Origin of the sequence: Niallia sp. MER 6, assembly GCF_023714395.1 — a bacterium.
Lineage (GTDB): Bacteria > Bacillota > Bacilli > Bacillales > Cytobacillaceae > Niallia.
This window is the reverse complement of record NZ_JAMAUK010000003.1, coordinates 104,711-118,556: the sequence shown is the minus strand read 5'-3', so window position 1 is coordinate 118,556 and position 13,846 is coordinate 104,711. Positions and strand designations below refer to the sequence as shown.

At 38.3% G+C, this 13,846-nt stretch carries 15 protein-coding genes, 1 tRNA gene and 1 riboswitch; of the genes, 4 read left to right on the top strand and 12 right to left on the bottom strand.

The features are described 5' to 3' along the window. Window positions 1–255: 255 nt before the first annotated feature. Window positions 256–888: a hypothetical protein gene (locus tag M3600_RS05240; RefSeq protein ID WP_233318284.1), complete on the top strand. Its 633-nt coding sequence runs from the start codon at window positions 256–258 to the stop codon at window positions 886–888. 287 nt (window positions 889–1,175) lie between these two features. Here the strand turns inward: M3600_RS05240 and M3600_RS05235 are convergent. The 9 genes from M3600_RS05235 to M3600_RS05195 form a co-directional block, all read right to left on the bottom strand. Next, window positions 1,176–1,249: transfer RNA gene (locus M3600_RS05235), tRNA-Arg, on the bottom strand. A gap of 135 nt (window positions 1,250–1,384) precedes the next feature. Next, complete coding sequence (locus M3600_RS05230; RefSeq protein WP_237941780.1) at window positions 1,385–1,894, bottom strand: metallophosphoesterase family protein; 510 nt, start codon at window positions 1,892–1,894, stop codon at window positions 1,385–1,387. 15 nt (window positions 1,895–1,909) lie between these two features. Next, a complete protein-coding gene (locus M3600_RS05225; RefSeq protein WP_233318281.1) occupies window positions 1,910–2,503 on the bottom strand; it encodes an XTP/dITP diphosphatase in 594 nt (197 codons plus the stop codon). Window positions 2,504–2,647: 144 nt separating this feature from the next. After that, on the bottom strand, window positions 2,648–3,709 hold the full coding sequence (locus M3600_RS05220; protein WP_237942331.1) for a GerMN domain-containing protein: 1,062 nt from the start codon (window positions 3,707–3,709) through the stop codon (window positions 2,648–2,650). 121 nt (window positions 3,710–3,830) lie between these two features. Then, complete coding sequence (gene racE, locus M3600_RS05215; protein WP_251644870.1) at window positions 3,831–4,628, bottom strand: glutamate racemase; 798 nt, start codon at window positions 4,626–4,628, stop codon at window positions 3,831–3,833. A gap of 10 nt (window positions 4,629–4,638) precedes the next feature. Continuing rightward, the gene (locus M3600_RS05210) at window positions 4,639–5,097 is read right to left on the bottom strand and encodes a MarR family winged helix-turn-helix transcriptional regulator (RefSeq protein WP_233318277.1); all 459 of its coding nucleotides are present in this window, start codon (window positions 5,095–5,097) and stop codon (window positions 4,639–4,641) included. 463 nt (window positions 5,098–5,560) lie between these two features. After that, window positions 5,561–5,785 carry a spore germination transcription factor GerE gene (gene gerE / locus M3600_RS05205; RefSeq protein ID WP_016201768.1) on the bottom strand — a complete coding sequence of 75 codons (225 nt, stop codon included), beginning with the start codon at window positions 5,783–5,785 and terminating at the stop codon, window positions 5,561–5,563. A 220-nt stretch (window positions 5,786–6,005) separates the two neighbouring features. Next, window positions 6,006–6,641: a cupin domain-containing protein gene (locus tag M3600_RS05200; protein WP_233318275.1), complete on the bottom strand. Its 636-nt coding sequence runs from the start codon at window positions 6,639–6,641 to the stop codon at window positions 6,006–6,008. Window positions 6,642–6,762: 121 nt separating this feature from the next. After that, the gene (locus M3600_RS05195; protein WP_251644869.1) at window positions 6,763–7,119 is read right to left on the bottom strand and encodes a response regulator; all 357 of its coding nucleotides are present in this window, start codon (window positions 7,117–7,119) and stop codon (window positions 6,763–6,765) included. 73 nt (window positions 7,120–7,192) lie between these two features. Next, window positions 7,193–7,275, bottom strand: a riboswitch (cyclic di-GMP riboswitch). 515 nt (window positions 7,276–7,790) lie between these two features. On the opposite strand from M3600_RS05195, the gene M3600_RS05190 reads away from it, so the two are divergent. The 3 genes from M3600_RS05190 to M3600_RS05180 are packed head-to-tail and all read left to right on the top strand — an operon-like array spanning window position 7,791 to window position 10,476. After that, a complete protein-coding gene (locus M3600_RS05190; protein ID WP_233318271.1) occupies window positions 7,791–8,306 on the top strand; it encodes a hypothetical protein in 516 nt (171 codons plus the stop codon). 57 nt (window positions 8,307–8,363) lie between these two features. Beyond that, window positions 8,364–9,758 carry a hypothetical protein gene (locus M3600_RS05185; protein WP_251644868.1) on the top strand — a complete coding sequence of 465 codons (1,395 nt, stop codon included), beginning with the start codon at window positions 8,364–8,366 and terminating at the stop codon, window positions 9,756–9,758. Window positions 9,759–9,801: 43 nt separating this feature from the next. Beyond that, window positions 9,802–10,476: a DUF2642 domain-containing protein gene (locus tag M3600_RS05180; RefSeq protein WP_233317553.1), complete on the top strand. Its 675-nt coding sequence runs from the start codon at window positions 9,802–9,804 to the stop codon at window positions 10,474–10,476. A gap of 119 nt (window positions 10,477–10,595) precedes the next feature. On the opposite strand, the gene sdhB is transcribed toward M3600_RS05180, so the two are convergent. The 3 genes from sdhB to M3600_RS05165 are packed head-to-tail and all read right to left on the bottom strand — an operon-like array spanning window position 10,596 to window position 13,773. Further along, complete coding sequence (gene sdhB, locus M3600_RS05175) at window positions 10,596–11,357, bottom strand: succinate dehydrogenase iron-sulfur subunit (protein ID WP_233317551.1); 762 nt, start codon at window positions 11,355–11,357, stop codon at window positions 10,596–10,598. Between the two features lies 1 nt (window position 11,358). Next, window positions 11,359–13,122 carry a succinate dehydrogenase flavoprotein subunit gene (sdhA, locus tag M3600_RS05170; RefSeq protein ID WP_233317549.1) on the bottom strand — a complete coding sequence of 588 codons (1,764 nt, stop codon included), beginning with the start codon at window positions 13,120–13,122 and terminating at the stop codon, window positions 11,359–11,361. A gap of 42 nt (window positions 13,123–13,164) precedes the next feature. Next, a complete protein-coding gene (locus M3600_RS05165) occupies window positions 13,165–13,773 on the bottom strand; it encodes a succinate dehydrogenase cytochrome b558 subunit (protein ID WP_233317547.1) in 609 nt (202 codons plus the stop codon). Between the last annotated feature and the right edge of the window lie 73 nt (window positions 13,774–13,846).

The window sequence follows — 13,846 nt, the reverse complement described above, 5'->3', positions numbered from 1 at the left end:
ATGTATTATTGAGCCTTTAATTATGAAAGGGCTTACTTTCTGAAGATTGTAGTACTAGTACGTACAATTGTCAAATTAAAATACATCTAGTACGTACTAATTTATTTAATTTTTATATGAATATTTTCATACATTTACCTACAAATTGCCTATGTTTAAATTTACCATTTTGTCTATTTTTGTCGAAAGTATAGTCAAATAGAATCTATTTTAATAAAATGGTTTTTGTATTAGAGATATGAGGGGGAAAAAGTTTTGAAAAAGTTTTTTAAATTTGGTTGTTTAGGAATTATTGCACTTATTGTCCTAATTATTATCTTGGCAGTTGCATTTAGTGGTAATGACGATAATGTATCTACTAAATCAAAGTCTGGTAGTTCAGAACAGGCATCTAGCGAAGAAAATACTAAGGAGTCTAAAGTAGGAACACGCTCCAATCCAGTAAAACTAAACGAAGTTGCTACTATTGAAACTTCAACATATGATGATGAATCAAATAGCTATAATACTACAATTGATTTATCTGTCGAAAAGGTTATTCGTGGTGAAGAAGCACAGAGTCAACTAAAGAAAATGAATGAGTTTAACGAAGATGCTCCAGAAGGTTATGAATGGGTGCTTGTTGATGCTAAAGTGAAAGTAGCTGATTCTGAGACAGAGGACTATCCTTTTTCAATTGACGGCATAATGTACTTTGATTTTGTAAGTGAAAGCGGAGATATTTATAGCGGTGATATAGTAGGTACTACAGAACCTGATTTTTCTTTTGAAATGTATAAAGGAAATGAAAAACAAGGTTACATCGCTGGTCTTGTTAAAACTGGAGAAAAAGCAACTCTCCAATACGACCCAATGGTAAGCAGTTCTGTATTCTTCAATTTACAATAAATAACCAAGCAGCCCCTCTCAAACGAGAGGGGCTTTTACTCTATACTTTACTACCTCTTTAGATAGTCGTTAACCACAGAAAGGAGAAAAGAGATAACAAAATCCTAAAGCATAGTTATTATAGAAAGATTTTATAGCCTACTTTAGGATATAGATCATTGAAATTGCATAAATGCTTCATAAGAAACTTTATCTTTTTTTAAAACTAAAATCACCATAAAAAAAGATATTAGAGTTTATAACAAAAAACCACTTACGAAAGAATTCATAAGTGGTTTTTGTTAGGACGTCCCAGGAGAGATTCGAACTCCCGACCGTACGCTTAGAAGGCGTATGCTCTATCCGGCTGAGCTACTGGGACATGGCTTTGAATATTTTTTTAACGTCCTCATCAGGACAATATTTATTATATGTTCTAGGCGAAATAAAGTCAACATGTTTTTGAAAGTTTTTTTCCTGAAGAGGAAAATTATCTTTTTTCCTCTTCAGAAAGTTTTTACAGTGGGAACTCTGCTGTTAATTCAGAGAGCAGCCCTGAATTAAAATCGTATACTTCTGTTTTTAATGATTTATCTTCGACTGTGAGAATGACATATGTCTTTTCCATTCTTCCTCTTGGAAGACGAAGACTGCCTGGATTGATGAAGAGGACATCTTCAATCATTTCCATGCCAAGGTAGTGGCTGTGGCCGAAGCAGGCAATTTGCGCGCCAACCTCTTTTGCTCTGTACAGCAATCTGCTGACAGATGATTTCACGCCATAGAGGTGGCCGTGAACCATTAAAAGTTTTTTTCCGTTCACTTCTTGTATTGTTTCTTCTGGATATTTTGCGTAATAATCGCAGTTTCCTTGAACTACGACATAGCCAGCGATGGCTTGGTCATCAGCTGGGAGCTCTGAGTCTCCGCAATGGAGAAACAGATCTGCTTCATCCTTATGCCTTTCCTTTAGTTGCTGAAGCTCGTCCACAAGTCCATGGCTGTCACTGACGATTAGAACCTTCATTGTCCATTCCTCTCCTTAAAGAACATCTGACAGCTGTTCTTTTAGTTTTTTCAGTGCATTCGCTCTGTGGCTGATGCTGTTTTTCTTTTCTGGCGGCAATTCAGCCATTGCTTTCCCTTCTTCTTTTACAAAGAAAATTGGATCATAGCCAAAGCCGTATTCTCCTCTTTTTTCCTCTAAAATAACGCCTTCGCAAGTTCCTGTGAAGGTTTGTGTTCTGTTTTCCGGATTAGCAATAGCTAAGGTACAGCAAAAGCGTGCTGTTCGCTTTTCATGCGGAACTCCTTCTAACTCTCTTAGAACTTTATCCATATTTGCCTGGTCATTTTTCTGCTCCCCTGCATAGCGAGCAGAATAGACACCTGGTCTGCCTTCTAATGCATCAACCATCAATCCGGAATCATCGGAAATAACGACCTTTCCTAACAGCTTAGACACTGTCTCTGCCTTTAATACCGCATTTTCCTCGAATGTAGTGCCTGTTTCTTCTACATCGTCTATTTCTGGGTAATCAAGCAATGTTTTGACAGAGTAGCCTAGTGGTTCAAACATTTCCACAAATTCTTTCGCTTTGCCTCGGTTTTTTGTTGCGATAATAACTTCTTTCATTTTGCTCCCACTTCCTGCTGCGTTTTTTAATTATGTAACTCTTGATTTTTCTTCTTACATTTTACTATCAAAAAATAGGACAGTCCAATCATATATGAAAAGTTCCTACAAACTAAAAAAGGCTGCATAAGCGCAGCCTTCTTATTAGAAACTTCCAGTATTAACTTTTTCAGGACGAGACACTGGTTCTGTGAGGCTTTTTCCTTCCTCATTAACAAGGTCTTGTTCACCGTTCACCGTAATAGCGACACTTTCAATTCCTTCCTGTTCTGTCAGTGACAGCACTAAGGAATTTAACAGATCATCAGAAACAGTTTTTTCTTCTCCATCTGCGCTGTTATAAATAGACTCATTGAAGTTTAATGTAACTTTTCCATCTGTGACAACAGGGTCATCCAACAGCGCTACATCTTGCTCCATAAATGTTGCCAAAGCAGATCCTGTTCCAGGGCCTTCCGCAAGCTCCCCTACTGCAGCAGCAATATTATTTTCTTCTGAATTGCTAACACGCTTTGTTACTGGAACATAGTAGTATTCGCCAGTCTCTCCGCCAACATAGTAAACCGTAAGCGGTTTTGTGTTTGTGATGTCGGCAACATCTTTCGTATCAATATTGATTCCGTCTGCTCTTGTCAAGGTACTTTGAAGCGGGGTTTTAGCTACAGGCATTTCTTTCAATTCTTTGCCATTAACTTGCAGTTTAACGGAATCAATTGTATCAAACTGAGTTAATGTCCATGTAACGGACTGCATAATTTTTGACTCATCACTTGCTTCGTAGTCATTAAACTCTTTTGAGAAATCAACTGTAGCAACTTTATCCTTAATATTAACACTAACACTTGTGCCAGCAGGAAGCACGCCTTGGAAGCCGTTTGGCAGCATTTCTGTGACAGGACCATCCTTCACTAAATACTCAAGGCTTTCCTTCGCAACACTGTTAGTTTTAGGGATATTTAAGGTTTGCGGAACAACAAATCCATCTTTATCGACTAAATAAAGCTCGATTGGCATGGAATCAGCTGCAGTTGCTTCTTCTCCAGCCTTGGCTGCCGTTTCCTCTGCCGCATTATCCGTATATGTAGTTTCTTGCGGCGGATCGACACTCTCTTTTCCACTATCTCCACCAAAAAGGCCACAGCCAGATAGCATAACTGTTGATACGAATGCAGCAGACAAAATCGTTAGCTTTTTATTCTTAGACATCATTAATCACTCCTAAGACAGTTTGTACTAATATGTATACGAGCTATTTCTAAATTTAGACCGAGCTCTCCAAATTTTTTTTAATCCATATAAAAAAGACTAAGCATAAGCTGCCTAGTCTTTAGGAGAGTTTAATCGTCTCTACTGTTTCAATTTTCTGGTCGAGCCAATCTGATGCAATTCTTGCAAAGATATCGCTGGAACCTGTTGTATAAAACTCATGCTCGTTCTTTTCCTGGGGTGATGCCAGCTGTTCACTGTGAGCAAGAATTGTACTTACTTCCCGCGCTGTCTCAGCACCGGAGCTGATCACCTTAACCTTGTCCCCCATTTCCTCTCTTATCACTTTTTCTAAAAGAGGATAGTGTGTACAACCAAGAATCAGTGTGTCAATGTCACTGCCTTTAAAAGGAGCAAGCGTTTGTCTGACGATGCGTTTCGCTACCGGTCCATCGTACTCTCCGCTTTCCACAAGGGGAACGAATTTAGGGCATGCAAGACTTTCCGTGCGGACTTTTTTGTTTATTTGCTTAAGAGCCTTTTCATATGCTTTACTTTTCACCGTACCGATAGTTCCAATCATGCCTATATAATTGTTCCTCGTCACTTTAATCGCAGTTCTAGCTCCGGGAACAATCACACCGATGACAGGAATGGACAGCTGCTCCTTTATTTCGTCAAGGGCAACAGCTGTTGCTGTATTACAGGCAATGACAAGCATCTTAATGTTTTTCTGCAACAGAAATCTTGTCAATTCCCATGTGAATGCTTTTACTTCTTCTCCAGATCTTGGTCCATATGGACATCTTGCTGTATCACCTAAATAAATAATCTTTTCATTTGGCAGCTGCCGCATGATTTCTTTTGCAACAGTCAAACCGCCAACTCCAGAATCTATAACACCTATTGGTCTATCCAAACTTACCGCCTCATTTTTCCCGCATTTCTTGATGTAGTCTAATAAAGTTGTCTTTCAAATGTCCAACTTCTTCTAGTGAGTAATTACCCAACACTTCTTGTAAATACATTTGTCTTTTTTTGATTACTTCGTCAATCAGCCTTTTTCCTTCATCTAATAAATGGATGCGCACGACACGGCGGTCATTCGGGTCTTTGACACGCTGCACCAATTCGTTCTTTTCCATCCGATCTACTAAATCAGTCGTTGTGCTGAAGGCAAGATACATTTTATTAGATAATTCGCCGATTGTCATGTCCCCATCTTCAAAAAGCCATTGCAATGCAACAAATTGAGGCGGAGTAATCGTATAATTACTTAGGATTTCCCGACCCTTCTGCTTAATGATTCCAGAAATGTATCTCATATCTTTTTCAATGATTGCTATCATATCTAAATACTCTTTTGAGTTTTTTTCTTCTACATTCATTGCTACATCTCCTATTATCTGTCCAATTTATCTATCATCCTCATTACTTAATAATAATTATAGTCTAGATTGGGCAAATCGTAAACGTATAGACTAAAATGCCTTTATATTGCTGTGACAACTAAAAAGAGGCTTGAACAATACAAAATATATCTTTAAAAATGAATAATAAATAATTTTCTCTTATAGCCGAGATATCGATTACCCTCCGCTCCACTCCGTTAAGGCCTTCAATCATTTTATCCAACAGAAAAAAACCAAACTATTATGAGCAAGTTTCATTAGAATATCGCATAATAATTCGGATTTGTTATTTTAAGTACTTTTGACACAGCTACTTTTTGCAACTCATTATGTATTTTTTCAGGTAAAACTTTGAAAGGTGACATAAAAAGCCGTAAGTAATCCTTCCCATTGGTAGGATTCTTTTAGTCAGCTTTTTATAAAGTCACCTTTCGTTAGCTTATAGCTCTAGTTCTCCCATTCTTAGGAGTTCTACAACAGCCTGTGAACGCCCCTTAACGCCCAGCTTCTGCATCGCATTAGAAATATGGTTGCGAACTGTTTTTTCGCTGATGAACAAATCACTCGCGATTTCCTTGGTCGTTTTGTCTTGGACCAACAGTTCAAATACTTCTCTTTCCCTTTTTGTTAATAATGGCTTGTGAGTAAATTCATTCTCCTTCAAGTAGTGTAACCCTCCTTGCCTTTGCCAGCTATGAACTATGGGATGGGTATATTTTATAGTCTGAATATATTATGTGGGGAAAAGCATTGGAGTGACTGTATATCCTTAAAATGGACGGCATTTTTTATCGTTTATACGCTTGATATACGCTTTCCCTTTAGTTCTGATTTTCCCTACAATTCGCAGGACAAGGCATTACTTTTCCAATCTATCGTGTCCTTTAATAACGGCCATTAGAATAATATGGCTGCTGCGTGCTGTAGGGATAATATCCGTGATTATAATAAGAAGTTTCATTATTTCGACTGTGCTGTGTTTGGACACATTCGTCTGTTGGTCCAATTACTATCGTTTCATTCTTTAATGGTGCAAGTATCTTTTTTAATTGGACTGGGTCGAGACAATACGTGTGAGCGAGCACTTCGACTGGTGTTTTTGTAAGGATATCAGAACCAAATATATATTCAGGGTACGGAGCGTCAAAGATGGCAAGCAGATGAGTTCTATCTTCCGAGGCTATTTCCCAATGCCACCAGCCTTGGGGTATGTTGGCTACTTGACCTGGTTTAATGGGAATATTGGATACTTTATTGGTAAATGGATTGATAAGTGAGACAACTGCAGATCCAGATATACAGTAGACAAGTTCTGCAGCGTTCTGATGGTAATGAGGTTCGACCACTTTTTTGCTGCTCAAGTAAATATCTAATAAAGAAACCTCACCGAGAGTGTTTAACACATCCCTGCCTAGTCGGTTAATATAATTATCAGCATTTCGAGTGTTTAGACGATTCCTATTAACGTCAGAAAAATAGCTGATATTAGGCTTTGTATAGTCCATATAGGAGGTTGGCATCGCATACAGTCCCCATTTCTTGTTAAAGTGCTACAACGTATTGTATGAAAAATGGCAAAAAGCGTGACACTCACCCTAATTTATAAAAAAAGAAGGATACCGTAAAAGGCACCCTCCTTCTCTATGATATGTTATCTAATGTCAGCAGGAATCGTTCAAAATATGGCTTTACGATGAAATCCTTCGCACCATGCTTTAAAGCAGCTGTAACATTCCTGCTTTGTCCCATCGCGGAACAAATAATGATTCTTGCAGCACAATCAAATTCCATAATCCTTTGCAATGCTGTCATCCCATCCATACAATCCATCGTTAAATCGAGGATAAGGATGTCCGGCTTCAGCTCTTTGTATACCGATACAGCCTCACAGCCGTCAGATGCTTCCCCGATGACTTTGTATTTGCTGTTATTTAATAGATTTTTTATGTAAGTTCTCATAAATAAAGAGTCGTCTGCAATAACAACCCTGACTTCCAATGTTACCACTCCTAATTCTAACTTTGGCAAACTTAAGAAAGGAGTAATTTGTATGTATGCAGGACTTAAGATTCCTGGCAGCCCGGCTGCCATTGCTGTTGCTTTAGGCCCGTGGCTTTGCGTCTTTTACTTTCGTAAAATTTGCCAATGATTTTATCATAGCACAGTATTTTTCAACTATATAGTTGTTTTTATAAGGAAATGAAAGAACATAAACAGCTTGTTAAATGAGCAACAAAAATCCTTTCACCTAAAAAAAAACTTGGAATACAATTAGACTATATCCCAGATTTTAATATGTATACTTGATTGCCTACTACCAATACGTACAAAGTAAGGTCTATTTTTTATGAGATCCTTTCTTTTCATTACAGAATCCAACAATTCTATCTCCCAACCTTCCATTTTCTTTATTTCAAATATACCCCACAAATTAATCATTTTCTTTTTTGGTTAATTGTATGATTTATTATAATTTTTGTTCGGAATTTTACTGATATCTATAAAAATATACGTTTGCCCTATATCCCGGCATTGCAATTATAAATATAATGCCTAATTAATACATGCACAAAAAAGAGTCATTTACATAAATAGGCAGGTAACATAGTACATTGTCTTGCCCTGACACATATCATACATGGAAAACATAACTAGGAGGTTATTTGGAGATGAATAAAGAAGTATTACAGACATTAGTAGGTAAAACAATTAAAGTGGATAGGGGAGGCCCTGAGTCTCGTATCGGGAAATTATTAGGAGTTAGCGAAGACCATTTCACTCTTCTTACTGAAGCAGATGGTGTCGTTTATTATTTAACACATCACATCAAAAGCCTGACAGAGAACACAAAAAAGGGTCTTCCATTTGAACTTGAAATACCAGAATTATTCACATTTGTAACTGCTCCAACTCTTTTTGAAGTAATGGAAAGCTTAAAATACAATTGGGTAAAAATCAATCGCGGTGGCAAAGAGTCAGTTGAAGGCGTATTGGATGACATTAACCTAGAGTATATCACAATCGTTCATAATGAAGAGATTATCAGAATTGCTACATTCCACATCCACAATATCAGCTATGGACTCAAAATTGAAAAACCAAAGAAAGATGAGTCTGAGAAACAAGAAGAAAATAAGAATGATAAGAAGGAAGAAAAAACAGAAGAAAAGGGCAGTGAAAAATAATCATTATGATTAGTCGCTTCTTTTATAGAAGCGACTCTCATTTAGGAGGTGGTTCTTATGGGAGAATTCACTTTTTCCAATGCACTTGATAGACTGAAAAGATTCAAGATACGACTTTTCCTAAATAAAGATCAATATGTGGAAGGCACATTACTCGATGTAAAAGAGGATCATTTAATTCTAGAAACGAATGGAAACATCTACTATTTCGCATTAGACCAGATTCATGCTATTACAAAAAATGCAAAAGACAATAATCCATTACCTTTAGAATTTCCACTTGAGACTAAAAAAGACTTAAATGAATTATTAGAGGAATTACGTTACAGTTGGGTGACCATTACTTGCAACTCCAATCAGGTTTTTAAAGGGATGCTTAGTAAAGTGACCGACGACTTCTTAATTTTAATTAATAAGGAAGAACAAATGTATATTCTTAAAACCTCTATCATTAATATCTTTAATGGCCTGCAAGAGGATAATAGTCCTTCTTCTAATCAGGAGCAGTCGTCTAATAAAGAAGATGATTCTTCACAAATCCGTATGGAAGAAGTAGCAGAAAACAGCGAATCATCTAAGGAAACTGCTGCTGATTATGATACAGGAACAAGAAATGATGCTGACTCCGAACACAGCACAGAACCAGTTAAAAGTGAGGTCTACGATTTCAGCACAAACTCAGTTGAAGATACAGTTTCTGATTTCAACACAGATCCAGCTGAAGAGGCGGTCTCTATTTTCAACACAGATCCAGCTGCAGATACGGTCTCTGCTTTCAACACGGAACCAGTTGCAGATACGGTCTCTGCTTTCAACACGGAACCAGTTGCAGATACGGTCTCTGCTTTCAACACGGAACCAGTTGCAGATGCGGTCTCTGCTTTCAACACGGAACCAGTTGCAGATGCGGTCTCTGCTTTCAACACGGAATCAGTTGCAGATGCGGTCTCAGTCGAATCAGACCCTATCATAAGTGGTGTTCGTGAAACAAACAACGGCTATGCTGATTTGCCACCAAGAAAGAACAAGAAACAAGATAATACACTGCATGACTTTTTGACAAATGTTCTATCACAAAAATACAAAGGAAGTGCTGACACTTTGGAAAAATCTCCTAAAGCTGAAAGTGATCAAGTTTCTCCAAAGAAAGAAGTGAAACCGACGGAGAACAATACAGCAGCAGATAGTATCTTTAAGCATCCTCTTAATCCCTTAGGCTCTTCTTTAAGAAGCAAAAAAAGCCACACTGAACAAGAAAAGAAAAAGGAAGCGGAAGTTCAGGAAGTTCCTTTAAATACTACAAATAATACAAAAACAGATGTAAAAACACAGATAATCAATGCAAAAGATCAAAAACTCGCACTGGAGAAGCAGTATTTTGCCTTAATGAAACATGCCGAATATATGTACAAGAAAATCAGAGAAGAACGACTAAAAAAATCAAAGAAATGATGGGAGTATTTTAATTACTTGCTTTTTTTAAGGAAGTGAATAGATGGATAGCATAAAAAAATTGCAAAATGAGTATGTAAAGGTTGAAATATCAGGAAAAACTGTGTTTTCCGGAGTTCTCTTGGACAACGGCCTAGATATTATCGTGATAAATGATGGCGAAAAGTACCTTTATATTCCGCTTAACCATGTCCATAATATAAAAAAATCGCTTAAAGGAGAATCGGAATTCACTATTGATACAACTGGCGGAGATTTGCCATTTCAAGATGCTAGTGAAAACATTTCATATCGCAAAATCCTAAATAATGCGAAGGGGCAGTTTATAGAATTATTTGTCACAGGAAATAAGTCTATTCATGGCTATATTACTAATATTTTGAATGACTATATTGTATTTTACTCACCAGTTTTTAAGACTATTTTCATTTCCATGCATCACATAAAATGGCTTATTCCCTATACTTCTAATTTAACACCCTATACTTTGAATAACGCAGATCTCCCCATTGTCCCCTCCACTATACCTTTAGCCCGCACTTTTGAAGAACAATTAAAAAAACATGCTGACCAATTACTTGTATTTGATTTAGGAGATGCTCCTGACAAGATTGGTTTAGTAAAAAATATTTCCAACAATATTATAGAGATAATTACAGCCGAGGGTATACCTGTTTATTGGAAGCTAGCCCATTTAAAATCGGTTCACTTACCATAATAAAGACAACTAAAAAACATCTCAGGGAAGATGTTTTTCTTTTGCCTTTCCTTTTATATTTTCTGTCTTTGATGAAAATAAAAAGGAGATGGCTTTTTTTCTCAGCCATCTCTTTTTTATTAAACACTATCACTGCCAAAAAAGCTCTTGAATGCTTCAAAGGTGGTATCTCTGTTCAATGCTGCAATGGAAGTGGTCAATGGAATTCCTTTTGGACAAGATTGAACACAGTTTTGGGAATTGCCGCAATTTGCAAGCCCTCCATCTCCCATAATTTGTTCAAGGCGCTCTGACTTATTCATCGCTCCTGTCGGATGGGCATTAAAGAGACGCACTTGGGATAATGGAGCTGGTCCAATAAAATCCGATTTGCTGTTCACATTCGGGCAAGCTTCTAAGCAAACACCGCATGTCATGCATTTAGACAGTTCATATGCCCATTGTCTTTTCTTTTCAGGCATTCTCGGTCCTGGCCCAAGATCATAAGTACCATCGATTGGAATCCATGCCTTCACCTTTTTCAAGCTGTCAAACATGCGGGTTCTGTCGACCTGCAAGTCTCTGACAACTGGGAATGTGCGCATCGGTTCCAAGCGGATCGGCTGTTCAAGCTGGTCGACTAATGCTGTGCATGACTGTCTTGGTCTTCCGTTGATGACCATCGAACAAGCTCCGCATACTTCCTCCAGGCAGTTCATATCCCAGGAAATTGGTGTTGTTTTTTCCCCTTTGCTGTTGACTGGATTTCTTCGTATTTCCATTAGGGCAGAGATAACATTCATGTTCGGTCTGTATGGCAATTTAAATTCTTCTGAATAGGGTGCTGAATCAGGATCATCTTGTCTTGTTATCAGAAATGTAACCGTACTTGCTTCCCCCATCTTATTTCACTCCTTCTTTTTGTTTCGAATAATCCCGTTTTCTAGGCGTAATTAGTGATGTATCAACATCCTCATAATGGAATTGAGGTGCTTCACTTTCTGATACGAACTTTGCCATTGTTGTCTTCAAGAAGTCTTCATCATTTCTGTCTGGATAATCAGGTTTATAGTGAGCGCCGCGGCTTTCATTACGGTTATATGCTCCAATTGTGATTACCCTTGCCAGCTGAAGCATATTTTGAAGCTGGCGTGTAAACACTGCTCCTTGATTGCTCCATTTCGCTGTATCATTAATATTGATGTTTTTATAGCGCTCCAGCAATTCCTGGATTTTGTTATCTGTATCTTGAAGTTTGTCATTATAACGAACTACTGTTACGTTATCTGTCATCCATTCCCCTAATTCCTTATGAAGCACATAGGCATTTTCCGTTCCGTCCAGCTTCATAATACTATCCCATTTTCCTTGTTCTTCTTTGACTGCTTGATCGTATAGGGTAGAGGATAGGTCTTCTGCACTTTTGCTCAAACCGTTAATGTATTTGACTGCATTCGGACCAACAACCATACCGCCGTAAATGGCAGACAGCAAGCTGTTTGCTCCTAACCGGTTTGCACCATGCTGAGAATAATCGCATTCCCCTGCAGCAAATAAGCCAGGGATATTTGTCATTTGATCATAATCGACCCATAATCCGCCCATTGAGTAATGAACTGCCGGGAATATTTTCATTGGCACTTTTCGAGGATCATCGCCCATGAATTTTTCATATATTTCAATGATACCGCCGAGTTTTATGTCAAGCTCCTTCGGATTCTTATGGGACAAGTCCAAATACACCATATTTTCTCCGTTGATGCCAAGTTTTTGGTCTACACAAACATGGAAGATTTCCCTTGTCGCAATATCCCTTGGCACAAGATTGCCGTATGCAGGATATTTTTCTTCAAGGAAGTACCATGGTTTTCCATCTTTATAGGTCCAGACCCTTCCGCCTTCACCCCTTGCTGATTCACTCATCAGGCGGAGTTTATCATCGCCAGGAATAGCAGTTGGATGAATTTGGATGAACTCCCCGTTTGCATAGTAAGCGCCCTGTTGATAAGTGATGGCAGCGGCAGATCCTGTATTGATAACAGAGTTTGTCGATTTACCAAAGATGATACCAGGTCCGCCTGTTGCCATAATAACAGCATCACCAGGGAAAGCTTTAATCTCCATTGTTTTTAAGTCTTGCGCTCTTATACCGCGGCAGACACCTTCGTCATCAAGGACTGCTCCAAGGAATTCCCAGCCCTCATATTTAACAACTAGTCCATCTACCTCGTATCGGCGTACTTGCTCATCCAATGCATACAAAAGCTGCTGTCCAGTCGTTGCTCCAGCGAATGCTGTCCGGTGATACTGTGTTCCTCCAAAACGGCGGAAATCAAGAAGTCCTTCTGGTGTCCTGTTGAACATTACGCCCATGCGGTCCAACAAATGAATAATCCCTGGTGCAGCTTCTGCCATCGCTTTAACTGGCGGCTGGTTTGCTAAGAAATCCCCGCCGTATACAGTATCATCAAAATGCTCCCAAGGAGAATCCCCTTCCCCTTTCGTGTTTACCGCACCGTTTATGCCGCCTTGTGCACAAACAGAATGGGAACGCTTGACTGGCACAAGGGAAAACAATTCGACAGGTGTCCCAGTTTCCGCTACTTTGATTGTGGCCATTAATCCTGCTAAACCACCGCCTACAATAATGACTTTCCCTTTACTCATTTTATTCCACTCCCTTAATCTAGTGCTCTATCATTCTAGTTTCTATACAAAAGCTAACAGCGCTCGTACGCCGATTGTTGATAAGATAATGAAAATTCCAATCGTAACATATGTACTAATTCTTTGTGATTTAGGAGTAACTGTAATTCCCCAGCTGACACAGAATGACCATAACCCGTTAGAGAAATGGAATATAGTGGAGATTACACCAACTAAATAAAAGGCAAACATCCAAGGATTTCCTAAGATTTCCTCCATCATATTATAATTGACTTCTTTCCCCATTTGAGCAGCTACCCGTGTTTCCCAAACATGCCATACAATGAATATCAATGTTACAATTCCAGTAACCCTCTGGATATAAAACATCCAATTTCGGAAATATCCATATTTCTTCGTATTGTTCTTGGCTGTAAAAGCAATATAAATACCGTATACAGCGTGATAAATAATTGGTAAAAAAATCACGAAAATTTCTAAAAAGTATCGGAACGGCAAATGCTCCATAAAGGCAGCTGCCTTATTAAATGATTCCGGTCCCTTTGTAGCAAAATGATTGACAACCAAATGCTGGATCAAAAATACACCGACTGGGATAACCCCCAGTAAAGAATGTAATCTTCTGAATAGAAACTCTCGATTTTTTGCCATACTTTTCCCCCCCTAATGATGAAATAGTTCTTTTTCCTCATAAAAGCGATTACAAGATAGAAAACTTACAATT